Source organism: Streptacidiphilus sp. EB103A, assembly GCF_041261405.1.
Taxonomy (GTDB): domain Bacteria; phylum Actinomycetota; class Actinomycetes; order Streptomycetales; family Streptomycetaceae; genus Streptacidiphilus.
Genome location: NZ_JBGCAQ010000010.1, coordinates 14,223 through 37,410, shown reverse-complemented (window position 1 = coordinate 37,410; position 23,188 = coordinate 14,223). Strand labels below are relative to the sequence as shown.

Below are 23,188 nucleotides of genomic sequence, written 5' to 3'. Positions count from 1 at the left end.
GAAAGACTCCTTGCAAGCTCCCACCCCGAGATTCACTTGACCGAGGACATGTCTTGAGCGGATTCGTCGAGAAGCCCCAGCCGGTGCAGGTGCCCGGCCTGATTCATCTGCACACCGGCAAGGTGCGTGACCTCTACCGGAACGACGCGGGTGAGCTGGTGATGGTCGCCAGCGACCGGACCTCGGCCTTCGACTGGGTGCTGCCCACCGAGATCCCGGACAAGGGCCGCATCCTCACCCAGCTCTCGCTGTGGTGGTTCGACCGGCTGGCCGACCTGGTGCCCAACCATGTGATCTCGACCGAGGTCCCGGCCGGCGCCCCGGCGGACTGGGCGGGCCGCACCCTGGTCTGCCGCAGCCTGGAGATGCTGCCGGTCGAGTGCGTGGCCCGCGGCTACCTCACCGGCTCCGGTCTGAAGGAGTACCTCAAGTACCAGACGGCCTGCGGCATCGCCCTGCCGGCCGGGCTGGTGGACGGCTCGGAGCTCCCCGCCCCGATCTTCACGCCCGCGCTCAAGGCCGAGGTCGGCGAGCACGACGAGAACGTGCCCTACGAGGAGGTCGCCCGCAGGCTCGGCGCCGAGGTCGCGACCCAGCTGCGGCAGACCACGATCGCCGTGTACGGGCGGGCCCGGGACATCGCGCGGGACCGGGGCATCATCCTGGCCGACACCAAGTTCGAGTTCGGCCTGGCGGACGGCGAGCCGGGCGACCGCAGCCTGGTGCTCGGCGACGAGGTGCTGACGCCGGACTCCTCGCGCTTCTGGCCGGCCGACGAGTGGGAGCCGGGCCGGTCCCAGCGCTCCTTCGACAAGCAGTTCATCCGCGACTGGCTGGCCTCTCCGGCCTCCGGCTGGGACCCCGCCTCGGAGCTGCCGCCGCCGGCCCTGCCCGAGCAGGTCGTCGCCGACAGCCGGGCCAAGTACGTCGAGGCCTACGAGCGCCTGACCGGCCAGACCTGGGCCTGAGCACCGGAGCCGGGGGCATGCCGGAGCCGTGCCACCGCATGCCCCCGGCACCGAACTGGTGCACCGTCAGGCGTACAACGCAGAAAGCGCACTCTGAATGAGTGCGCCTTCTCTGATCTGGAGCGGACGACGGGATTCGAACCCGCGACCCTCACCTTGGCAAGGTGATGCTCTACCAACTGAGCCACGTCCGCATGGTGTTCGCCGTCCCGTTCCTTCGGCCAGATGGCCTCCGGTCCGTTCCGGCGAGCTCTACTCTACCTGATCCTTTCGGCTGCTTGCGCCAGCCGAAAGGAACGTCGAGTTGAGCAGGTGACAGGGATTGCACACTGCGCCTCTCCCCTGGAAGGGGAGCGCTCTACTACTGAGCTACACCTGCGAGCCCACCCCGTTGACCTGGCCTTTCGGCTTCCGTCTCCGGCGTGCTCCGCTGAAGAGAACACTAGCCCATGGATCACCGGGCGATCCACGAGGGTGGGCGGTTTGACCGTTAGGTCAAGGAAAGTCCGGTTTGAACCCGTCCAGCTCCGGACCGGATCAGCTCGCCTCGGCGAACGCCTCGTAGACATGCTTCGGCAGCCGGCCGCGCGCGGGCAGGTCGATGCCACGGGACTGCGCCCAGGCGCGCACCGTCGCCGGGTCCGGCGCCACCTCGGTCCGGCGGAGGGTCTTGCCGGTTCGGCTCTGCTTGCGGGCCGCAGTCACATACGGGGCGAGCGCCTTCCGCAGCTTTTCCGCGTTTCGGGCAGACAGGTCGATCTCATACGACTTGCCGTCGACGGCGAACTGGACGGTTTCCTCGGCCACCCCTCCGTCGATGTCGTCAGAGAGGGTTACCACTACGCGCTGAGCCATGGGATGCCAATCCTCTCGGATTTCCACGCCGCCTTGGCGGCGCCTGAAACCCGCAGGTCGGAGGTACGTTTCGGGAGGTCGCGAGGCTGGGAGCGCCGCTTGCCCACCGAGCGCGCGCGGAAGCGGCGGCCGGTGCCCGCCATTCTGCCCCTCAAGTGTCCCAAAATCGAAGAGGCAAGCTTTTCCTGCCCCCTATTCCGTGTCGGTTCGAGACCTCGCCGATACCTGACCGATACCTCTGGACGGGCTCTCGGCAGGGCTGCTATTGCAAGGCTGAATGTGGCGAATGAGGGAATTTCCGGCGTTCAATCACCGGCTACCGAGTGGTAGTCATTTGTGTGAACCTCCGCACGCTGCCCCCGGTCTACGCGCGTCCGGCCGGGTGATCATCCAAGAAGCCCTCGCTCCCCCAGTAGAGTGGGTACTCCCCCCGCACCACCACTCACCGGGAGTACCCGTGGCACGCGTCGTTGTCGACGTCATGCTCAAGCCGGAGATCCTCGACCCCCAGGGCCAGGCGGTGCAGCGCGCGCTGCCGCGTCTGGGCTTCGCCGGGATCGCGGACGTCCGTCAGGGCAAGCGCTTCGAGCTGGAACTGGACGGGCCGGTGGACGACGCCGCCCTCGCCCGGATCCGCGAAGCCGCCGAGACCTTCCTCGCCAACACCGTGATCGAGGACTTCACCGTGAGGGTGGAGGAGAAGTGACCGCTCGCATCGGCGTCGTCACCTTCCCTGGCTCCCTCGACGACCGCGACGCCCAGCGCGCCGTGCGCCTGGCCGGCGCCGAGCCGGTCGCCCTGTGGCACCGCGACAAGGACCTGCACCAGGTCGACGCCGTGGTCCTGCCCGGCGGCTTCTCCTACGGCGACTACCTGCGCAGCGGCGCGATCTCCCGCTTCTCCCCGGTGATGGAGACCGTCATCGAGCAGGCCAGGGCGGGGCTGCCGGTCCTCGGCATCTGCAACGGCTTCCAGGTGCTGACCGAGTCGCACCTGCTGCCCGGCGCCATGCTGCGCAACGAAAGCCTGCACTTCGTCTGCCGTGACCAGAAGCTCCGGGTCGAGAACGCCGAGACCGCCTGGACCGTCGACTACACGGTCGGCCAGGAGATCTCCGTCCCGCTGAAGAACGGCGAGGGCCGCTTCGTCGCGGACGCGCGGACCATCGACGAGCTGGAGGCCGAAGGCCGGGTCGCCTTCCGCTACCTGGACGTCAACCCCAACGGCTCGATCAACGACATCGCCGGCATCACCAACGCGGCCGGCAACGTCGTCGGCCTGATGCCGCACCCCGAGCACGCCGTGGAGCCGCTGGTCGGCACCGGCCGCACCGACGGCCTCGGGTTCTTCACCTCGATCCTGAAGCAGCTGGTGAGCTCCTGATGACTCTCGACACGGTCAAGCACGCGACCGCGACCCCGGACGCCGAGCAGCCCTGGGCCGCCCTGGGCCTCAAGGCCGACGAGTACGCCCGCATCCGCGAGATCCTCGGCCGCCGTCCCACCGGCGCCGAGCTGGCCATGTACTCGGTCATGTGGTCCGAGCACTGCTCGTACAAGTCCAGCAAGGTCCACCTCAAGCAGTTCGGCGACAAGAAGCCGGAGACCGACGCGCTGCTGGTCGGCATCGGCGAGAACGCCGGCGTGGTCGACGTCGGCCAGGGCTACGCGGTCACCTTCAAGATCGAGTCGCACAACCACCCGTCGTACGTCGAGCCCTACCAGGGCGCGGCCACCGGCATCGGCGGCATCGTCCGCGACATCCTGGCCATGGGCGCCCGCCCGGTCGCGGTGATGGACCCGCTGCGCTTCGGCGCCCCTGACCACCCCGACACCCGCCGGGTGCTGCCCGGGATCGTCGCCGGCATCGGCGGCTACGGCAACTGCCTGGGCCTGCCCAACATCGGCGGCGAGGTCGTCTTCGACCCTTGTTACCAGGGCAACCCGCTGGTCAACGCGCTGTGCGTGGGCGTGATGAAGCACGAGGACATCCACCTCGCGCAGGCCTCCGGCGCCGGGAACAAGGTCATCCTCTACGGCGCCCGCACCGGCGGCGACGGTATCGGCGGCGTTTCGGTCCTCGCCTCGGAGACCTTCGCGGACGGTGGCCCGACCAAGCGCCCCGCGGTGCAGGTCGGCGACCCGTTCCAGGAGAAGCTGCTGATCGAGTGCACCCTGGAGATCTTCAAGGAGAAGCTGGTCCTGGGCATCCAGGACCTCGGCGGCGCCGGCCTCTCCTGCGCGACCAGCGAGCTGGCCTCGGCCGGTTCCGGCGGCATGCGGGTCGAGCTGGAAACCGTTCCGCTGCGCGACGCGACACTCTCGCCCGAGGAGATCCTCATGAGCGAGTCGCAGGAGCGCATGTGCGCGATCGTCGAGCCCGGGAAGGTGGACCGCTTCCTGGAGATCTGCGAGAAGTGGGACGTCATCGCCACCGTCATCGGTGAGGTCACCGAGGGCGAGCGGCTGGAGATCTTCTGGCACGGCGAGCAGATCGTGGATGTGCCGCCTCGCAGTGTCGCCCATGACGGTCCCACCTACCAGCGGCCCTTCGCCCGCCCGTCCTGGCAGGACGCGCTGCAGGCCGACGCCCCCACTGCCGAGCGCCTCAAGCGCCCGGCCGGCGGGGACGAGCTGCGCGCCGCGGTGCTCCAGGTGGTCGGCTCGCCGAACCAGGCCGACAAGTCCTGGATCACCAGCCAGTACGACCGCTTCGTCCTCGGCAACACCGTGCTGGCCACCCCCGAGGACTCCGGCATGATCCGCGTCGACGAGGAGTCCAACCTCGGCGTCGCCATCGCCACCGACGGCAACGGCCGCTTCGCCAAGCTCGACCCGTACACCGGTGCGCAGCTGGCCCTGGCCGAGGCATACCGGAACGTCGCCGCGACCGGCGCCAAGCCACTGGCCGTCTCCGACTGCCTCAACTTCGGCTCCCCCGAGGACCCGGACGTGATGTGGCAGTTCGCCGAGGCCACCCGCGGCCTGGCCGACGCCTGCCTGACCCTGGGCACCCCGGTCACCGGCGGCAATGTCTCGCTCTACAACCAGACCGGCGCGGTGGCCATCCACCCGACCCCGGTGGTCGCCGTGCTCGGTGTGATCGACGACGTCAACCGCCGTACGCCGATGGCCTTCGCGGAGGAGGGCCAGCTGGTCTACCTGCTCGGCGACACCGCCGACGAGCTGGGCGGCTCGGCCTGGACCCAGGTCGCCCACGACCACCTCGGCGGCCTGCCGCCCAGGCTGGACCTGGAGCGGGAGCGGCTGCTCGCCGAGATCCTGATCTCCGGCTCCCGCGACGGCATGATCGACGCCGCGCACGACCTCTCCGACGGCGGCCTGATCCAGGCCCTCACCGAGAGCTGCCTGCGCGGCGCGAAGGGCGCGCGGGTGGTCGTGCCCGAGGGTCTGGACCCCTTCGTGTTCCTCTTCTCCGAGTCGGCGGGACGCGCGATCGTCTCCGTCCCCCGCAGCGAGGAGCTCCGCTTCACCGAGATGTGCGGCGTCCGGGGCCTCCCGGCCACCCGCATCGGCGTCGTCGACGGCGACACCATCGAGGTCCAGGACCAGTTCACGCTCCCCCTGACCGAGCTCCGCGAGGCCCACACCGGCGTCATCGAGGCCCTCCTCGGCTGACACCCCGTCACAGCCCCTGCCCGCTGCCCCCGTTGACCGCCCAGGTCACGGGGGCAGAGGCACATTACGCCACAAGGGTGACCTTTTGGCTACTTCTGCTGTTCACATGTCACTGAACGTGAACAAAGGAGTGGCTGTGGGAGCCCATATCTTCGTCGACGAGGCGAAACTGCGGCAGTACATCGTCGTGGCGGCCTTCGTCGAGCCCCGACGGCTTGCACCCATGCGGCAAGCCATGCGCATGCTCCTCCTGCCGGGGCAGCGGCGGCTTCACTTCACCAAGGAGCGCGATGACCGACGTCGGGCCATCCTGTCGACCATGTGCGAGCTGGATGTCGAGGCCAGGGTCTACGTCGCTCCGGCGGGGCTGTCCGAGGTGTCGGCCCGGCCTCTGTGCCTTGAAGCCCTGATCCAGGAAGCGTTCGAGGTGGGAGCCAACCGGCTGGTCCTGGAGCGGGACGACTCCGCGGTGCTACGGGACAACCGGCTGCTCTCCGCCCGGATCAGCAAGGCTGACCACGAGGAAGGACTGTCCTACGAGCATATGAGGGCCCATGAGGAGAACCTGCTGTGGATCCCCGACGCCATCGCTTGGAGCTTCGCCAAGGGAAGTGACTGGACGCGGAGGATTCGCCCGATGCTCCATGGCGTCCGGCGCCTCTGAGGGGCCCGGAAAGCGCAAAACTCGGCGGGCCGACCGTCCGGAAGGCTGCCGAGTTCACTTCACGAAGCTATTGCCGCGTGCAGATCCAGGATAGCCAATACCCGCCATCTGTCAACAGGGTGTAGAGAAGGCGTCACTCACAGCATCCACCATGTCCCGTGCCCCGCCTTGTCACGTTTGCTGCCGCTGATCTGTCTTACCTGTGGACACCGCGATCCCCCGCGCTCCAAGGAGGCAGCAAGCCATGGCCCGTATCTCCCTCGACCCGCCGCGCACCGTGCTCTTCCGCCTCGGCGAGTGGTACTCCAGGCGCGTCTACGGCGAGGTGCTCGACCCAGGGAAGGCCTATGCCCACCATGCCAGGGTGCTCCTGACGACCACCCGCTTCGAGCGCGGGGAGGCCCGCTGGAACCGGCTCGACCCGACGCTCAAGTCCCTCGCGGTGATGGCGGTCGCGGCCCGGATCGGCTGCTCCTGGTGCCTGGACTTCGGCTACTGGGACAGCCACGGCAAGGGCGTTCCCGCCGCCAAGCTCCGCAACGTCCCCGCCTGGCGCGACCACACCGAGGTGTACACCGACCTCGAACTGCTGGTGATGGAGTACGCCGAGGCCATGACCGAGACGGTGCCGGCCGTCACCGACGAGATGACGCAGTGTCTGATCGCCGACCTGGGTGAGCCGGCCTTCGTCGAACTCACCGCGATGATCGCCGTCGAGAACCTCCGCTCCCGGGTGAACAGCGCCTTCGGGCTGGTGGGACAAGCCCTCTTCAAAGGCGGGAGCCGGGATCGCTGCGAGATCCCGCTCCGTCAGGTAGCTTCCGAGGCGTGACCGACGCCACCGACGCCACCGATGTCGCCCTCACGGTGTTCCAGCAGCACCGCCCGGTCCTCTTCGGCATCGCCTACCGCATGCTCGGCAGCGCGGCCGACGCCGAGGACATCCTGCAGGACGCCTGGCTCAGCTGGAGCAGGGTGGACACCGCCGCGGTCGCCGAGCCCAGGGCCTACCTCGCCCGTACGGTCACCAACCTGTCCCTCAACCGGCTCAAGTCGGCGATGGTGCAGCGCGAGTCCTATGTCGGCCCCTGGCTCCCGGAGCCGCTGGTGACCGCGCCGGACGCCAGCGGCGACATCGAGCGGGCCGAGGCGGTCTCGATGGCCATGCTGGTGGTCCTGGAGTCCCTCTCCCCGCTGGAGCGGGCCGTGTTCATCCTCAAGGAGGTCTTCGGCTTCCCCTACGCCGAGATCGCCGGGATGCTCGACCGCACCGAGGTGTCGGTGCGCCAGGTCGGCACCCGGGCCCGCAGCCATGTCCAGGCCCGGCGCCCCCGCTACGAGGCCCCGGCCGAGGTACGCCGCCGGGTCACCGATGAGTTCCTGGCGGCCTGCATGGGCGGGGACCTCAACCGGATGATGGAGCTGTTGGCGCCGGACGTGACGGTCTGGTCGGACGGCGGCGGCAAGATCCGCGCCGCGCTGCGGCCGATCATCGGCGCGGACAAGGCGGCCCGCTGGATCCTGGGCGTGATGACCGGTCGTCCGCTCCCGGAGATGGCCGTGCACCCCGCGGACGTCAACAGTCAGCCCGGCCTGCTGGTGACCTCCGCCGGAGTGACCGACAGCGTCTTCGTCCTGGAGATGGACGAGACCGGGATCACCGGCATCCGGGTGGTCCGCAATCCCGACAAGCTTCGGCACGTCACTGCTCTGACGCCGCCTCAGGACCCGGGAGCTGGGTCCGGTACCAGCTGATCTTCTGCTTCAGATGGGCCTGCTGGTCCCGCAGGTCGGCGACGGTGCGCTCGACCTGCTCGTCGTGCTCGACCAGCAGCGCCATCCGCTCCGCGATCGTGTTGTCGCCCTCCCGTGCCAGCTCGGCGTAGCGGCGCATCTGCGCGATCGGCATCCCGGTGTCGCGCAGGCAGCGGAGCACGCCCAGCCACTCCAGGTCCTCGTCCGCGTAACGGCGCCGACCGCCGGGACCGCGCTCGATCCGGTCGAGCAGACCGATCCGCTCGTAGTACCGCAGCGTGTCCAGACTGAAGCCGCTGCGTTCGACAACCTGGCCGGGCGAGAGGAAGTCCGTCATATGACGAAGCCTCACACCTGGACCCCACTCCAGGTCAAGGGGGCGGGCGAAGCGTTGGGTCGGCCAGGGGACGCTCCACGCCTGCAACGGCAACGCCCGTGCCGCGACCTGACTCACCGTCTCCCGGGCTCCGCCCGGAAGGAAGGCGCTTCGCGCCGGCAACTGGGGCGGGGAGTGGGGGCGCTCTGGTGCGGAGTGTTTGGCGGTGGGCGGGGGTGGCGCTCCACGGTTGCAACGGCAGCGTGTGGTGGGGCGCGTGGCCCGCCGTTTCCCGGGCTCCGCCCGGACAGAAGCGGCTCCGCCGCGCGACAAGGGCCGGGGCGGCCCGGGTCCGGCGCGGAGCGCTCGCCTGGGGCGCGGGGCGGGGCGAGTGCGTCCCCCAATCGGGTTACCTGGGGGGAGTTACAACCACGCTGGGGGGCGTAGCAACCATATATGGGTGTAATTCACCCCAGCTTGGTTGTAACTCCCCCCAGCACGGGCAATCCGGCCCGAAGAAAGGTTTCTGCAAGCCCGGCACCAGCGCGCCACCCGGCAACGCACGCCCCGCCACCCCCTCCCCTCGTCGTGGTTGCCGCGAGGCGGAGCCGAGCCACCCCAGCCAGGGACCGACCGGCGTGCCCCACGGAGGCGACGGACGGGTCATCGGGAGCGAACGCGCACGTCAGAGACGGCAGCGGGACGGGGGCTCGGCCGAAGTAGGGATCCCGTTCAGGTACGGCGACGCTCCGCGCTCTGACGGTTCCACCGCTTTCACCGCCTCCACAGCTTTCACCGCTTCCACCGCTCCAGTCGCAGCCGGGACACCGCCACGCCCGAGAGGCAGAGCACGCCGCCCACCAGGGCCGTCCAGCCGGGCACCTCGCCGAGGACCAGCCACCCCAGCAGCACCGAGATGGGCGGCACCAGGTAGGTCGTCACGCCCAGGCGGCCGGCGCTGGTGCGGGCCAGGGCGTAGGCCCAGGTGGTGAAGGCGACGGCGGTCGGCAGCGCGCCCAGGTAGACGGCCCAGGCGATGGGGGAGGCGTGGGCGTGTCCGGCCTCGCGCACCAGCGCGGGGGCGAATGGCAGACAGGCCACGGCGCCCACGGTGCAGGCCAGGAAGGTGATCTGGAGCGCCGAGACCCGGGCCAGCAGCGGCTTCTGGATCACCACCGCGCTGGCGTACGCCAGCGCGGCGACGAAGCACAGCAGCGCGCCCCAGCCGACCGAGCCGCCACCGCCGCCGGAGGAGGACAGGCCGATGACGACCAGGCCGCCGAAGGAGAGCAGCATGCCGAGCACCAGCGCCCTGGGGAACCCCTCCCGCAGCACCACGCCCGCGATCAGCGCGATCAGGATCGGCCCGACGCCCACCAGCATCGCCGCCGTCCCCGCGTCCACCAGCCGCTCGGCGGCGTTCAGGCCTACGTTGTAGAGCCCGAACCAGAGCACGCCGCAGGCGACGATCCCGGGCCAGTCCCGGCGGGCCGGGAACGGCTCGCGCCGGACGGCGACCATCGCACCGAGCACCAGGCTGCCGACCAGCAGCCGCGCCAGCGCCAGCGGCCCTGGTGCCAGCGCATGGCCCGCCGCGCGGATCCCGACGAAGGCCGAGGCCCACAGCACCACGGTGGTCCCGGCGGCGGCCGAGGCGAGCAGCGTCTGTCGGCGGGCGGGGGACGGCGAAGGTGGGGGCGCGGGCGTGTCGGTGCTGGTTCGGACGGCAGGTTCGGCGGTCATGACAGCAGCGTCCACGCCCCAATGTCCTGGCGGCAAGCGGGATTCGTGCCTACTCTCGCTCACATGCCGCCAGCCGACCGCAGCCCCCGAGACCGAAAAGGCCCCCGGGCCCGCAGCTACGACCCCGCCCGTACCCGGGCCGCCCTCGCCGCCCAGACGGAGGTGCTCCGCACCGCCGTCCACAGCCTGTGCGCGGACGGCGCGGACGGCGCGGACGACGCGGCCGAGGCGCTGCTGGCCCGGCCCACCCGCCTCGGCGGGTGGCGGGTCAGGGAGCTGGTGGCCCATCTGGGCTTCGTCCTGGACTGGGTGCCGAAGAACCTCGGCGCCGACGTCCCGGCCGGCGCCGAGCTGCTCTCGCTGACCTCCTGGGTCACCGGCACCCGCAGCGCAGCAGCGGACATCGACGAAGGAGTGCGGGGGCACGCGGCCGACGCCTTCGGGGGCAGCGCAGCGCAGGTCGCCGCCGAGTTCGACCGTGCCGCCGACCTGCTCCTGAAGACCCTCGCCGAGGAGCACCCACCCGGCCTGGCCCTGCCCACCCGGTACGGCCCGATGCTGCTCTCGGACTTCCTGGTCACCCGCCTTCTGGAGACCGTCGTCCACGGCGACGACCTCGCCGACGCCCTGGGCGCCGAGATCCCGCACGACCGGCAGGCGCTGGCCGCCGCCACCCGGCTGCTCGCCGACGCCCTGGCCGCGCAGGCCCCCGGCGGCTCGGTGGAACTGCGCATCCCGCCGTTCGCCGTGGTCCAGTGTGTGGCGGGCCCCCGCCACACCCGGGGCACCCCGCCCAATGTGGTCGAGACGGCCCCGCTGCCCTGGATCCGGCTGGCGACCGGCCGGGTGGCCTGGGCGGAGCTGCTGGACGTGGCGCAACTCACGGCCTCGGGGGAGCGCAGTGATCTTTCTTCGCTACTCCCGGTGATGGGTTGATCCGTTTCGCCCGAAATCTACGCGCGTCAGCGATCCGCTGCGTGACCTGCGGCCGTCCCCTGTTCGGCCGATACCGCCGGACTGCCCTAGACTCGGTGGCGTGCCACGCGGTGACGGACGACTCAGCCATGACCTCCTTCCCGGCGAGAAGGGCCCCCAGGACGCCTGTGGTGTCTTCGGTGTCTGGGCCCCCGGTGAAGAGGTCGCCAAACTCACCTATTTCGGGCTGTACGCCCTGCAGCACCGCGGACAGGAGTCCGCGGGCATCGCAGTGAGCAACGGCTCCCAGATCCTGGTCTACAAGGACATGGGCCTGGTCTCCCAGGTCTTCGACGAGACCTCCCTCGGCTCGCTGCTCGGCCACATCGCCGTCGGCCACTGCCGCTACTCCACCACCGGCTCCTCGGTGTGGGAGAACGCCCAGCCGACCTTCCGGGCCACCGCCCAGGGCTCGCTGGCCCTCGGCCACAACGGCAACCTGGTCAACACCGCCGAACTGGCGGAGATGGTCGCCCGGCTCCCCGGCGAGCAGCATGTCTCCCGTTCCGGCCGTTCGGCGGTCACCAATGACACCGACCTGGTGACGGCCCTGCTGGCCGGCTACCCGGACCTGTCGATCGAGGAGACCGCCCGGCAGATCCTGCCCCAGGTCAAGGGTGCCTTCTCGCTGGTCTTCATGGACGAGCAGACCCTCTACGCCGCCCGCGACCCGCAGGGCATCCGCCCGCTGGTGCTGGGCCGCCTGGAGCGCGGCTGGGTCGTCGCCTCCGAGACGGCCGCGCTGGACATCGTCGGCGCCTCGTTCATCCGCGAGGTCGAGCCGGGCGAACTCATCGCCGTGGACGAGAACGGCCTGCGCAGCTCCCGCTTCGCCGAGTCCAAGCCCAAGGGCTGCGTCTTCGAGTACGTCTACCTGGCCCGTCCGGACACCACCATCGCCGGGCGCAATGTGCACCTCTCCCGGGTCGAGATGGGCCGCCGTCTCGCCAAGGAGGCCCCGGCCGAGGCCGACCTGGTGATAGCGACTCCGGAGTCGGGCACCCCGGCCGCCATCGGCTACGCCGAGGCCAGCGGCATCCCCTACGGCTCGGGCCTGGTGAAGAACGCCTACGTCGGGCGCACCTTCATCCAGCCCAACCAGACCATCCGGCAGCTCGGCATCCGGCTCAAGCTGAACCCGCTCAAGGACGTCATCAAGGGCAAGCGGCTCGTCGTCGTGGACGACTCGATCGTCCGCGGCAACACCCAGCGCGCCCTGGTCCGGATGCTGCGCGAGGCCGGCGCCGCCGAGGTGCACATCCGGATCTCCTCGCCGCCGATCAAGTGGCCCTGCTTCTTCGGCATCGACTTCGCCACCCGGGCCGAGTTGATAGCGAACGGCCTGTCGGTGGACGAGATCGGCGCCTCGCTGGGCGCGGACTCGCTCGCCTTCATCAGCACCGAGGGCATGGTCGAGGCGACCGACCAGCCCAAGGAACGGCTCTGCTGCGCCTGCTTCGACGGCGAGTACCCGATGGAGCTGCCCGACCCGCAGCTGCTCGGCAAGCACCTGCTGGAGGCGGAGATCGCCTCGGCGGGCCGCGCTCCCGGAGTGCGCAACGCCGGGAAGAACCGCAGCGACGCCGATGGCGTGCAGTCCATGCTGGGCGGCATCGGCGCCGCCGATGCCCTGCGCCGCCCCTGAATTTCGTTTCCCCTGTTGAAAGGGCCGTTCTGATGAGCGACCAGACCCCCACCACGCCCGGCGCAGGTCCCGGCGCCGGCGCCACCTACGCCGCCGCCGGAGTCTCCATCGAGAACGGCGACCTCGCCGTCGAGCTGATGAAGCAGTGGGTCTCCAAGGCCACCAGGCCCGAGGTCGTCGGCGGCCTCGGCGGCTTCGCCGGGCTGTTCGACGCCAGCGCGCTGAAGCGGTACGAGCGCCCCCTGCTCGCCTCCGCGACCGACGGCGTGGGCACCAAGGTCGCCCTGGCCGCCGCCATGGACAAGCACGACACCATCGGCCACGACCTGGTCGGCATGGTCGTGGACGACCTGGTGGTGTGCGGCGCAGAGCCGCTGTTCATGACCGACTACATCTGCGTCGGCAAGGTCCACCCCGAGCGGGTCGCCCAGATCGTCAAGGGCATCGCCGAGGGCTGCGTGCTGGCCGGCTGCGCCCTGGTCGGCGGCGAGACCGCCGAGCACCCCGGGCTGCTCGGCCCGGACGAGTACGACGTCGCCGGCGCCGGCACCGGCGTGGTCGAGGCCGACGCGCTGCTGGGCGCCGAGCGGGTACGGGCCGGTGACGTGGTCATCGCCATGGCCGCGTCCGGGCTGCACTCCAACGGCTACTCGCTGGTCCGGCACGTGCTGCTGAACCAGGCCGGCTGGAAGCTGGACCGCAAGGTCGAGGAGTTCGGCCGGACCCTCGGCGAGGAGCTGCTGGAGCCGACCAGGATCTACTCGCTGGACTGCCTGGCGCTCATCCGCGCCACCGAGATCCACGCCTTCTCGCACGTCACCGGAGGCGGCCTGGCCGCCAACCTGGCCCGGGTCATCCCCGAGGGCCTGCACGCCCGGCTGGACCGGGGCACCTGGACGCCGCTGCCGGTGTTCCAGACCGTGGCCCAGGTGGGCCGGATGCAGACCCTGGAGATCGAGAAGACCCTCAACATGGGCATCGGCATGGTCGCCGTGGTCCCGGCCGAGTCGGTGGACACCGTGCTGGCGGTCCTGGCCGACCGCGACGTCGAGGCCTGGCCGCTGGGCGACATCGTCGAACGCGGCGGCGATTGGTCGGACGGCGGCGCAGCTCTGTACGGCGCGTACGCGGAGTAGGAGAGTTGGGGGCACGAGGGGCGCGGCCGGTCACGGCAGCGCCCCCGTCCAGTTCAGCTGCTCAGCTACTCATGCTCGGTCAGCCGCCTTCGGCGTACGGATACGCCGAAGGGCCGACCCGGTCGGCACCGGATCGGCTCTTCGGTCGGCTCGAAGAGGTCAAGCGTGTTTGCGGGCGTGGTGGCCCGCTGGCTCGTCCTCTTCTTCGTCGTCGTCCTCGCCGTTGTACAGCTGTGCGTACGAGGCGTACGGATCGTCGTCGTCATCCTCATCGTCATCAAGAGGCTCCGGATTCACCGGTTCCCTCGTTGGCGATGCGCCCAGCTCGTTGGCCAGACGTGACGGGTCGAAACCCACGTCGCCGTACTTCAGCTGGCGGGCGACCTTTGTCTGCTTGGCCTTGGCCCGGCCGCGCCCCATGGCTCGACCCCCTCAACGACGGGGCTCATGGCCCCGAGTCTTGACACGCGTTCATGATGAGGAACGACCCCTCGCCGGAGTGAGAGGGTCGGTCCTTAGAGCAATAACGGTACCTGCTTACAGGGCCGTACGGTACGCCGCCCGTGCGACATGCCGCACCCCGGCTCGGGTTGTGACCATATCGATGCAGGTCAAGGCAGGAATGGGTGGCTTTCGCAGGAGTCGTCCCGGAGCGCCGGAAGGGGGCGCTCCAGGACGATTGTCCCCCGTCCGGGCACTCCGTATCCCTCGGACGGCCCTGTCAGGTGAGAATGCGGTTCTTGTCCGATCGCCTGTCGGGCTACTGCTTCCGGGGTCCGGTGAGCAGGATCGACCGGAGCCGGCCGACGTCGGCCATCCGGCGCTCGGCGAGGCGGTCGGCGGAGACGGCCGGGGGCACGCCGTCGGCCCGGGCCCGGTCGAAGATCTCCAGGGTGGTGTCGAAGATCTTCGCGGCCTTGGCCCTGGCCCGCTCGAAGACGAAGCCCTGGATCTCGTCGGCGACCTGGATCACTCCGCCCGCGTTCACCACGTAGTCGGGCGCGTAGAGGATCCCGCGGTCGGCGAGGTCCTTCTCGACGCCGGGGTGGGCCAGTTGGTTGTTGGCCGCACCGCAGACGATTCCGGCGGTGAGAGCCGGGACGGTGGTGTCGTCGAGCGCGCCGCCGAGGGCGCAGGGGGCGTAGACGTCGAGGTCGGCGCGGATCAGCGCGTCGGCGTCGGCGGCCACCTCCACCTCCGGGTGGGCGGCGCGGATCCGGTTGACGGCGTCCTCGCGGACGTCGGTGACGACCACCCGGGCGCCCTCCTCCACCAGGTGCCGGACCAGGTAGTGGCCCACCTTGCCGACGCCGGCCACGCCGACCCGGCGGCCCTCCAGCGAGGGGGCGCCCCAGCGGTGCTGGGCCGAGGCGCGCATGCCCTGGAACACCCCGAAGGCGGTCAGCACGGAGGAGTCCCCCGCGCCGCCGTTCTCCGGGGAGCGGCCGGTCACGTAGTCGCACTCGCGCGCGACCACGTCCATGTCGGCGACGTAGGTGCCGACGTCGCAGGCGGTGACGTAGCGCCCGCCGAGGGACTGGACGAAGCGGCCGTAGGAGCGCAGCAGGGCCTCGCTCTTGTCGCCGCCCTCGGCGCGGGGGGCCGGATCGCCGATGATCACGGCCTTGCCGCCGCCCAGGTCGAGGCCGGCCAGGGCGTTCTTGTAGGACATCCCCCTGGCCAGGTTCAGGGCGTCCTGGACCGCCTCCTCCTCGGAGGCGTAGGGGTGGAACCGGGTGCCGCCGAGGGCAGGGCCCAGGGCGGTGGAGTGGATGGCGATGACGGCCTTCAGGCCGCTGTCGCGATCGTGGCACAGGACGACCTGCTCGTGGCTGTCGCCGGGGGCCGCTGCGGTCTCGGAAGCGAAGATCCGGTGCAGTACACCGGAACGCTCACTGACTTCGGTCACGGTGGTGACTCCATTGTCGACGGCGCCCGCTGCTGTGGTGCGGGCGTTGTGGCTGAAGCGTAGGACGGGTGTGTGCCGCCGTGCGACGATGCGGGACGTGGCTACCTTGCGGACCTCGGTGCGACCTCCCTACGCCGCGTACTTGCGCGTGTACGAGCCGCTGGCTGCCTTCCGGGAGCCGGAGCGGTCGTACTGGCAGGGCTATGCCGCGGCCCGGCGCGGGCCGGCGGCGGTGGCCGGGGCGACCGCCCTGGAGGAGGCGCGGCGGCGGCTGGCGGACCTGATCGCGGTGCCGCCGGTGGCCGTTCCCGAGCAGGAGAGCCGGGAGGCCTTCGTCCACGAGGCGGACGGCGTGGTCTACCTCTGCCCGTGGCGGACCCGGCTGCGGACCTGGATGGCCCTGGAGGAGCTCCAGGAGCTGCTCCCGGCCCCGTTGCTGGACGCGGCGGTACCAGCGAGGGTCCGGGCCCAGGCGGAGGCGGACTGGGACCGCTGGCGGGCGCAGAACCCGGACGGCCGGCCGTGGATCCTCACCGAGACCTGGAACGTCCCGGTGCGCTGGTTCCTGCTCTTCGGCGCCGAGGACCGGGAGTTCGAGCCGGGCCGCTGGACGGACGGGGCCGACCCGGACGACCAACTCGGCGCAGCGGGTGCGAACGGCCCGGACGAGGGCGCGGAGGAGCCCGCAGGGGGCGTGAAGCGGCGGACCGCGCCGGTAATGCGCTACCGGACATCCATGGCACAGGCGCGCAGGAGGGTCGCGCGCGGTTACCGGGTGCTCCGGGACACCCTGGACGAGGGGCCGATGGTCGCCGGGGTGGAGGAGGTCGGCCGCTGGCTGGAGGAGTTCCACCCCCGTTCACTGGTGGAGCTGGACTACGGCGGCCTGGTGGACGTCATCCCGGAGGAGGGTCTGGCGGGGGACCGCTCGGTCGAGGAGGTCGCCGAGGGGATAGCGGCCCTGCGCGAGGGCGACGGGTCCCGGGCGGGCCGCTCCTACCGCGCGCTGACCGAGCGCTGGCGCCGGGTGCAGGAGCTGCAGTACGCGAACTGACGGCCGCTCGGTTCGCGGTACGGGTGTGCCGGATGAGCTCTGGCGGGGTTCCGCCACGACAGTTCACGCCAGGGTTGGACCAGACCACCCCTGAGGACGCATGGCATCCTTCCCTCATACGTCACACGGGGGCTTATCTCCCGCCCACATAGGACCAACGTCCTGGATCGGGTCAATACCCCACGAACGTGACGTGACTCACCGTTGACGCGAAGTACTCTCAGGGTGTCAAAATAGGACAACCAGCCTCACCGCAGATCATTGTGTCCACAACCTGTGGAGATCTGCGGAGGATCGAGAGACTTCGCGGGGGACGCGGGGGGTCTGGTCATGTCATGACTGATCGTCACTAAAGGGTGACTGTCCGCTATGACATGGTCCATGGCCATCCGTCGAGCTTGAGCCCGTGAGGGTCAATTCCGATGGTTTGGCCGTCGGTGCTGGACGGATGGTGTAGTTGTAGTGCCGAGGACAAGCCGTTCGTCCTATTACCGACTCGGTCGGCGCATGCCATTTCGGGCATCGCAGACCAAGGTGCAGAATTTGAAGGAAAGAACCGCGTTGGTTCGGTTCTCCCGAGGAGGCCGCTCATGACCGCTCGTACCCCTGACGCCGAACCGCTGCTGACGCCGGCTGAGGTTGCCACCATGTTCCGCGTTGACCCCAAGACGGTCACTCGCTGGGCCAAGGCCGGCAAGCTCACGTCGATCCGTACGCTCGGTGGGCACCGCCGCTACCGTGAGGCGGAGGTCCGTGCTCTGCTTGCGGGCATTCCGCAGCAGCGCAGCGAGGCCTGAGGCATCTGAAAGACAAGAGAAGTCGCACCGAACTCCGCCGGGTTCGGTGCGACTTCTTTTTGCTGGTCAGGAGAGCTTTTTAAGCCGGTGCAATTGTACATATAAAATTGATGCCCGCCGATGAGGCGTTTACGTGCGAGTATCTCCGGAAAATATAAGTGACCTGTGTCACAGGTGTGACAGGTGGTGTGTGACCGGTGCTGCGGACCCGGAAAGCACATCAGCCCGAATCCGTAAGGACTCGGGCTGATCACTGCGACCTCGACGGGACTTGAACCCGCGACCTCCACCTTGACAGGGTGGCGAGCTAACCAACTGCTCCACGAGGCCAGGCTGTGCTGTTCGACTCCCAGACCATACTCCATTCCGGGGGGTGAGGTCTAACCGCAGGTCGGCACCGGCTGCGGCGATCAGTCGGCTGCTCCCAGCAGGGTTCCGGCCAGGTAGGTGACGCCCATGGCGAGCGCGCCGCCGGCGACGTTGCGCAGGATCGAGGCGCGGACCGGAGCGCGTCCCAGCCGCGCGCTGCCCCAGCCGCACAGGGCCAGCGCCGCCAGCACCGACACCACCGTGATGTACAGCCGGACCGAGGCCGGCGGCAGCACCATCGCCAGCAGCGGTAGCAGAGCGCCGGCGGTGAAGGCCAGGAAGCTCGCCCCGGCCGCGTGCCACGGGTTGGTGAGCTCGTCCGGGTCGATGCCAAGCTCGGTCTCGGCGTGGGCGCCCAGGGCGTCGTGGGCGGTGAGCTCCTCGGCCACCTCGGCGGCGAGGGTCGGGGTGAGGCCCTTCTGCTCGTACAGACCGGCCAGTTCGGTGAGCTCCGCGTCCGGGGTGCGGTCCAGTTCCAGCCGTTCCAGGTCCAGGGCGGCCTGTTCGGAGTCGCGCTGGGTGCTGACCGAGACGTACTCGCCCGCCGCCATCGACAGGGAGCCGGCCAGCAGCCCGGCGAGCCCGGCGGTGAGCAGCGTCCGGGCGGAGCTGGTCGCCCCGGCGACGCCGACCACCAGGCCGGCCGTGGAGACGATGCCGTCGTTGGCGCCGAGGACCGCGGCGCGGAGCCAGTTGAGCCGGGTGGCCAGGCCGTTCTGGTGCGGTTCGGGCGTCGCGGTACTGCTGTCGGTGGTCACTCCGGGAGTCTGCCCGCGGGACGGCGCGGCAGCCACTCGAAGCGGCTGCTCGAAGCGGCTCAGCCGCAGGCGGACCGCAGCGCCCGGATGTCGTTGGAGATGATGGCGTCCACTCCGGCCCTGGCCAGCGCAGCCATCCGGCGCGGGTCGTCCACGGTCCAGGTGCTCACCTTCAGGCCCCGGCGCTGGATCCGGGCCACCCTGGCCCGGGTGAGCAGCCGGTGGTGCGGATTGAAGAACTGCGGGCGCACCCGGCGCAGCAGCCCGGCGCGCGGCGGCAGCAGCGACTCCCAGCTCATGGCGACGGCCGCCTCGGGCGCAGCCGCCCTGACGTCCGCCAGCGCGGCCGGGCCCCCGGTGAAGACGCTCCCGCCGAGCAGCCCCATCGACCGCACCAGCTCCACCGCCACCCGCGCCTCGGACGGCGCCGGGACGTCCAGCATCAGCGGGACCCTGCTGTCGGCGGCGAGCTCCAGCGCCTGACGCAGCGTCGGGATCCGCCAGCCGCCGTCGTGGCCGAGCCCGTCCAGCTCGGCGTGGCTGAGGGAATCGACCCGCAGGTCGTACCCCCACAACCGGGTCAGCGTCTCGTCGTGCAGCAGCACCGGGACCCCGTCCCGGGTCAGCCGTACGTCGATCTCGACCCAGTCGGCGCCGAGCCCGATCGCCGACGCCACCGAGGGCAGGGTGTTCTCCCGCAGCCGCAGCGGATCACCGCGGTGCGCGACCAGGAGTGTCATGCAAGGGAGGGTACCGAGAGGGTCTTCCCCGGACACCGCGGACGGCGCACCGTGGAGGGGTGGAGACACCTGGGGGCGGGGACGTGACGGCGGGCACGGCAACGGGCACGGCAACGGGGACGGACGCGCTGGCGGCGTACGCGGCGGATGTGCTCGGGTCGCTGCGGCGGCGGGACCAGCGGGAGCGGGCGGTGGGCTGCCTGCGGCGGCTGGTGCTGGACGGCGGGGCCGGCGGCGGCGTGCCGCGGAACCTGCGCCACTTCGTCAACCGCTCGCCCTGGGACCCGGCGCCGGTGCGTCGCCGGATCGCCGAGCGGGTGCTGCCGGTGATCGGTCCGCAGGCCTGGGTGGTCGAGGACGTCTCCTTCCCCAAGCACGGCCGGCTGTCGGTGGGGGTGGCCCGGCAGTTCAGCGTCGGTCTGGGCCGCAAGGCCCGCTGCCAGGTCGCGGTCGGCGTCCACGCCGTCGCCCCGGAGGCGTCCTGCCCGCTGCAGTGGCGGCTGTTCCTGAACCAGGAGTGGGCCGACGACGCGGAGCGGCGGCAGCGGGCCCGGGTGCCCGGCGGGGTCGGGCACCGGGAGAAGTGGCGGCTGGCCCTGGACGCCCTGGACGAGCTGGCCGGCTGGGGGCTCACCCCGCCGCTGCTGGTCGCCGACTCGGCCTACGGTACGAGCACCGGCTTCCGGGCCGGGCTGACCGCACGCGGGATACCCCATCTGGTCGGCGTCCACAGCGAGCTGACGGTGCTTCCGGCGGAGCTGCGCCCCGCCCTGGCCACCGCCGGGCAGCGCGGGCGCGGACTGCCGCGCTACCGCGAGGCGCCGCGTTCGGTCCGGGCGACGGCCGAGAGCGCCGGGCGGGCGGCGTACACCCGGGTCGACGGGACCGGCCCGCCGACGCGCTTCCTGCTGCTGCGGGTCCGCCCGGCCGGGGCCCGGGCCCGGCGGCTCGCGCGGGAGGCGGCGGTGGCCCGCGAGGGCCGGTGGGACGGGGTGCTGCCGGAAGCCGGACTGCTCGTGGAGTGGCCCGACGCGGCGGCGGCGCCCAGCGGCTTCTGGCTGACCGACCTGCCGGAGCGGACTCCGCCGGCCGAGCTGGTCCGGCTGGCCGGGAGCCGCAGCAGGGTCGCGCAGGACCGCGGGGTGCTGCGGGACCGGCTGGGGCTCGGGCACTACGAGGGCCGCTCCTGGCCGGGCTGGCACCACCATGTCACCCTGAGCACCGCCGCCCTCGCCTTCACCGTCGAGCAGCGACTCGGCTGAGCTCCCGCCCACCGCGCCGCGCACCGACCCGCATACCCCGGACGGGTCTGCGCGGTCGCGGGGCGTCCGGGTCCGGACCCAGGATGAGGCCAGGTGCGGGATCAGGAACCCGGCCCTGGACGATGGGTGCGACGGTGGGCGGATTTCAGGTGGGTTCAGGCACGCGTGCGGGGCGGCTGACGCTGGCCGGCGCGCTTCTCGCCGGGGGAACGGCCGCGGTGGTCGGACTGGCGGCCTGCGGCAGTTCCTCCACCAGCACGGGCAGCGCAGCCTCGTCCGCGGCCGCCTCCATGTCCGCCACCGGGCCCGCCACCGCGTCGTTCTCGGGGGAGGGCCCCTCGTCGCTGGCCTCGATGGCCGCCTCGGCCGTGGCGTCCGCCGCATCGGCGGCCGCCTCCTCCGCCTCGGCCGCCGCCGCGTTCGCCTCCTCCGCGGCCGCGGGCACCGCCGCGATCAAGGCCGCCGCCACGGCCGCGCTGGCGAACGTCCAGGGCAGCGGCAACGCCGTCGCCGACGTCGGGCTGACCGGTCTCAACCGCGACCGGACCGGTGGCCTGTACGCGGCCATTGTCACCATCACCAACCGGACCGGATCGACCGCCAGTTTCGCGGTGCGGGTCGACTTCGTGGACGGCTCGGGCAAGGTCGTCGACAGCGATGTGGTGGGCGCCGCCGATCTGGCGGCCGGCCAGAAGGCGCAGCCGGTGGCCTTCAGCACCAAGCCGTCCGAGCTCAACCTGGTCCCCAGGGTCGCCAAGGCCCAGCGCTACTGAGCCGGTTCGGCCGAGCGAGTACTTCTCTCGGGGACGACGGCGCGCCCGCATAAGGATCAGATATACATATGGGACATATGGCCCATGAGTACTGCCGCAGCCGCCCCCGACGACTCGGGCAAACGGTCCTTCACCCAGCGTCTGCTGGACGGCGTCGAGAAGGCGGGCAACAAGGTCCCGCACCCGGCCGTGATCTTCCTGCTGCTGATCGTCCTGGTCGTCGTGCTGTCGGCGATCCTGTCGGCCTTCGGCGTGCACGCGACCTACGAGACCGCCTCACCCGCGCCGGTCGCCGGCTCGGTCACCTATCCGCAGGGGTCGAGCGAGCCGACGGTGACCTACCCGCCGGGTGCGGAGCTCCACCCCGAGGTGCATGTCACCACCGAGACCACCCACGTCAAGAGCCTGCTGACGGCCGACGGGATCCGCTTCGTCTTCACCTCGGCGGTGGACAACTTCACCAGCTTCGGCGTGGTCGGGGTGATCCTGGTGGCCATGGTCGGGGTGGGGCTAGCCGAGGAGGCGGGCCTGATCGGGGCGCTGATCCGAAAACTCGTCGCGGTCTCCCCGCCGGCGACGCTGACCTTCATCATCGTGCTGCTCGGCATCCTGTCCAGCATCGCCTCGGACGCCGGCTACCTGGTGCTGATCCCGCTGGGGGCGGTCGCCTTCAAGAGCGTCGGACGCCACCCGCTGGCCGGGCTGGCCGCCGCCTTCGCGGCCGTCGGCGCCACCTTCGGGGTGAACGTCCTGATCACCCCGACCGACGGGATCGTCACCGAGGTCACCAATGAGGCCATCCACCTGGTCGACCCGCACGGCAGCATCGACCTGACCTCCAACCTCTACTTCGGCATCGCCTCGACGTTCTTCCTGGCGATCATCATCACCGTGCTCACCGAGAAGTTCGTCGAACCGAGCCTGGGCCAGTACCTGCCCCCGGCGCAGGCCGCCGCGGACGAGGACGGCGACGCCGTCGCGCCCGAGGCGGAGGCGCGCGGCCTGAAGTTCGCGCTGTTCGGGCTGCTGGCCGTCGTGGTGGTGCTGGTGCTGCTCACCGCGTTCCCGAGCGCCCCGCTGCGCAACCCGGAGACCGGCAGCGTCTTCGACAACTCCCCGTTCATGGACAGCCTGATCTTCATCATCATGCTGCTCTTCCTGGTGGCCGGGGTCTGCTACGGGGCCGGGGCCGGGACCCTCAAGGGCAGTGCCGCCGCGATGGCCGCCATCACCAAGACCTTCGCGGGCCTGGGCGGGCTGATCTTCCTGCTGTTGATCATCGCCCAGTTCATCGCCTACTTCAACTACTCCAACATGGCCACGGTGATCGCGGTGAAGCTGGCCGACGCGCTGGAGCGGGCGAACATCGGGGCGGTCTGGCTGCTGATCGGGTTCATCCTGGTGACCCTGGTCCTGGACATCATCATCCCCGGCGTCATCCCCAAATGGGCGATCTTCGCGCCGATCTTCATCCCGCTGTTCATCCGCCTCGGCGTGGCCCCGCAGACCGTCCTGGCCGCCTACCGGGTCGGCGACGGACCGATGAACATCGTGACCCCGCTGATGGTCTACATCCCCTTCATCGTGCTGCTCACCCAGAAGTACAAGAAGGAGGCCGGGGTGGGCACGGTGGTGTCGATGATGCTGCCCTACACGCTGGTGGTCGCCGCCACCTGGCTGGTGTTCTTCGTCGCGTGGTACCTGATCGGCATCCCGCTGGGCCCGGGCGCACCGGTGCACCTCTAGGGCGCGGGCGGGTGGTTTCCGTCGGAGCCTGACAGCGGCATCTGCCTGGCTTGTCGCGCAGTTCCCCGCGCCCCTAGGGGGCTGC

General features: G+C 70.7%; 21 protein-coding genes, 3 tRNA genes and 1 pseudogene. 15 read left to right on the top strand and 10 right to left on the bottom strand.

The features are described from left to right. Positions 1-53 precede the first annotated feature (53 nt). A complete protein-coding gene (locus ABH941_RS17740; RefSeq protein ID WP_370130254.1) occupies positions 54-968 on the top strand; it encodes a phosphoribosylaminoimidazolesuccinocarboxamide synthase in 915 nt (304 codons plus the stop codon). Positions 969-1,086: 118 nt separating this feature from the next. On the opposite strand, the gene ABH941_RS17735 is transcribed toward ABH941_RS17740, so the two are convergent. From ABH941_RS17735 to ABH941_RS17725, 3 genes are all read right to left on the bottom strand, one after another. After that, positions 1,087-1,162 (bottom strand) — tRNA-Gly (locus ABH941_RS17735). Positions 1,163-1,275: 113 nt separating this feature from the next. Then, positions 1,276-1,347 (bottom strand) — tRNA-Gly (locus ABH941_RS17730). Between the two features lie 158 nt (positions 1,348-1,505). Then, the gene (locus ABH941_RS17725; protein WP_370130253.1) at positions 1,506-1,823 is read right to left on the bottom strand and encodes an Lsr2 family protein; all 318 of its coding nucleotides are present in this window, start codon (positions 1,821-1,823) and stop codon (positions 1,506-1,508) included. 457 nt (positions 1,824-2,280) lie between these two features. Here ABH941_RS17725 and purS point away from each other — a divergent pair, with 457 nt between their 5' ends. From purS to ABH941_RS17695, 6 genes are all read left to right on the top strand, one after another. After that, positions 2,281-2,529, top strand: a complete 249-nt coding sequence (purS, locus tag ABH941_RS17720; RefSeq protein ID WP_134002269.1) for a phosphoribosylformylglycinamidine synthase subunit PurS — start codon at positions 2,281-2,283, stop codon at positions 2,527-2,529. Next, entirely contained in the window at positions 2,526-3,206 is a 681-nt protein-coding gene (gene purQ / locus ABH941_RS17715) for a phosphoribosylformylglycinamidine synthase subunit PurQ (RefSeq protein WP_370130252.1), read from the top strand. Before purS ends, purQ begins: the two co-directional genes overlap by 4 nt. Beyond that, positions 3,206-5,461, top strand: coding sequence for a phosphoribosylformylglycinamidine synthase subunit PurL (gene purL / locus ABH941_RS17710; protein ID WP_370130251.1), 2,256 nt, complete (start codon positions 3,206-3,208; stop codon positions 5,459-5,461). Before purQ ends, purL begins: the two co-directional genes overlap by 1 nt. A 136-nt stretch (positions 5,462-5,597) precedes the next feature. Continuing rightward, positions 5,598-6,125 carry a hypothetical protein gene (locus ABH941_RS17705; RefSeq protein WP_370130250.1) on the top strand — a complete coding sequence of 176 codons (528 nt, stop codon included), beginning with the start codon at positions 5,598-5,600 and terminating at the stop codon, positions 6,123-6,125. A gap of 244 nt (positions 6,126-6,369) precedes the next feature. Further along, positions 6,370-6,957 (top strand): carboxymuconolactone decarboxylase family protein, encoded by a 588-nt coding sequence (locus ABH941_RS17700; RefSeq protein WP_370130249.1) that lies wholly within the window; start codon positions 6,370-6,372, stop codon positions 6,955-6,957. Further along, entirely contained in the window at positions 6,954-7,880 is a 927-nt protein-coding gene (locus ABH941_RS17695) for an RNA polymerase sigma-70 factor (RefSeq protein ID WP_370130248.1), read from the top strand. Before ABH941_RS17700 ends, ABH941_RS17695 begins: the two co-directional genes overlap by 4 nt. On the opposite strand, the gene ABH941_RS17690 is transcribed toward ABH941_RS17695, so the two are convergent. Both ABH941_RS17690 and ABH941_RS17685 read right to left on the bottom strand, forming a co-directional pair. After that, positions 7,828-8,217 carry a MerR family transcriptional regulator gene (locus ABH941_RS17690; RefSeq protein WP_370130247.1) on the bottom strand — a complete coding sequence of 130 codons (390 nt, stop codon included), beginning with the start codon at positions 8,215-8,217 and terminating at the stop codon, positions 7,828-7,830. The two genes, ABH941_RS17695 and ABH941_RS17690, sit on opposite strands and share 53 nt — an antisense overlap. A gap of 771 nt (positions 8,218-8,988) precedes the next feature. Then, positions 8,989-9,939, bottom strand: coding sequence for a DMT family transporter (locus ABH941_RS17685; RefSeq protein ID WP_370130246.1), 951 nt, complete (start codon positions 9,937-9,939; stop codon positions 8,989-8,991). Positions 9,940-10,002: 63 nt separating this feature from the next. Here ABH941_RS17685 and ABH941_RS17680 point away from each other — a divergent pair, with 63 nt between their 5' ends. The 3 genes from ABH941_RS17680 (at position 10,003) to purM (ending at position 13,695) form a co-directional block, all read left to right on the top strand. Continuing rightward, the gene (locus ABH941_RS17680; protein WP_370130245.1) at positions 10,003-10,875 is read left to right on the top strand and encodes a sterol carrier family protein; all 873 of its coding nucleotides are present in this window, start codon (positions 10,003-10,005) and stop codon (positions 10,873-10,875) included. Positions 10,876-10,975: 100 nt separating this feature from the next. Continuing rightward, complete coding sequence (purF, locus tag ABH941_RS17675) at positions 10,976-12,559, top strand: amidophosphoribosyltransferase (protein WP_134002253.1); 1,584 nt, start codon at positions 10,976-10,978, stop codon at positions 12,557-12,559. Between the two features lie 32 nt (positions 12,560-12,591). After that, positions 12,592-13,695, top strand: coding sequence for a phosphoribosylformylglycinamidine cyclo-ligase (gene purM / locus ABH941_RS17670; protein WP_370130243.1), 1,104 nt, complete (start codon positions 12,592-12,594; stop codon positions 13,693-13,695). A 159-nt stretch (positions 13,696-13,854) separates the two neighbouring features. On the opposite strand, the gene ABH941_RS17665 is transcribed toward purM, so the two are convergent. Together ABH941_RS17665 and ABH941_RS17660 are read right to left on the bottom strand one after the other, a co-directional pair. Further along, complete coding sequence (locus ABH941_RS17665) at positions 13,855-14,115, bottom strand: DUF3073 domain-containing protein (protein WP_134002249.1); 261 nt, start codon at positions 14,113-14,115, stop codon at positions 13,855-13,857. 340 nt (positions 14,116-14,455) lie between these two features. Beyond that, complete coding sequence (locus ABH941_RS17660; protein ID WP_370130541.1) at positions 14,456-15,574, bottom strand: Glu/Leu/Phe/Val dehydrogenase dimerization domain-containing protein; 1,119 nt, start codon at positions 15,572-15,574, stop codon at positions 14,456-14,458. A gap of 118 nt (positions 15,575-15,692) precedes the next feature. On the opposite strand from ABH941_RS17660, the gene ABH941_RS17655 reads away from it, so the two are divergent. Both ABH941_RS17655 and bldC read left to right on the top strand, forming a co-directional pair. Beyond that, positions 15,693-16,658 carry a hypothetical protein gene (locus tag ABH941_RS17655; protein ID WP_370130241.1) on the top strand — a complete coding sequence of 322 codons (966 nt, stop codon included), beginning with the start codon at positions 15,693-15,695 and terminating at the stop codon, positions 16,656-16,658. A gap of 590 nt (positions 16,659-17,248) precedes the next feature. Then, positions 17,249-17,455, top strand: a complete 207-nt coding sequence (bldC, locus tag ABH941_RS17650; protein ID WP_003949541.1) for a developmental transcriptional regulator BldC — start codon at positions 17,249-17,251, stop codon at positions 17,453-17,455. A gap of 256 nt (positions 17,456-17,711) precedes the next feature. On the opposite strand, the gene ABH941_RS17645 is transcribed toward bldC, so the two are convergent. The 3 genes from ABH941_RS17645 to ABH941_RS17635 form a co-directional block, all read right to left on the bottom strand. Then, a tRNA-Asp gene (locus ABH941_RS17645) sits at positions 17,712-17,785 on the bottom strand. Between the two features lie 80 nt (positions 17,786-17,865). Then, on the bottom strand, positions 17,866-18,582 hold the full coding sequence (locus ABH941_RS17640) for a VIT family protein (RefSeq protein ID WP_370130240.1): 717 nt from the start codon (positions 18,580-18,582) through the stop codon (positions 17,866-17,868). A gap of 59 nt (positions 18,583-18,641) precedes the next feature. Beyond that, the gene (locus ABH941_RS17635) at positions 18,642-19,322 is read right to left on the bottom strand and encodes a glycerophosphodiester phosphodiesterase (RefSeq protein WP_370130239.1); all 681 of its coding nucleotides are present in this window, start codon (positions 19,320-19,322) and stop codon (positions 18,642-18,644) included. A gap of 128 nt (positions 19,323-19,450) precedes the next feature. On the opposite strand from ABH941_RS17635, the pseudogene ABH941_RS17630 reads away from it, so the two are divergent. The 3 genes and pseudogenes from ABH941_RS17630 to ABH941_RS17620 form a co-directional block, all read left to right on the top strand. Continuing rightward, positions 19,451-20,636: pseudogene (locus tag ABH941_RS17630) on the top strand (IS701 family transposase); the annotation flags it as partial. Positions 20,637-20,733: 97 nt separating this feature from the next. Beyond that, the gene (locus ABH941_RS17625) at positions 20,734-21,357 is read left to right on the top strand and encodes a hypothetical protein (protein ID WP_370130238.1); all 624 of its coding nucleotides are present in this window, start codon (positions 20,734-20,736) and stop codon (positions 21,355-21,357) included. An 84-nt stretch (positions 21,358-21,441) separates the two neighbouring features. Beyond that, positions 21,442-23,103 carry an AbgT family transporter gene (locus ABH941_RS17620; RefSeq protein WP_370130236.1) on the top strand — a complete coding sequence of 554 codons (1,662 nt, stop codon included), beginning with the start codon at positions 21,442-21,444 and terminating at the stop codon, positions 23,101-23,103. Positions 23,104-23,188 lie beyond the last annotated feature (85 nt).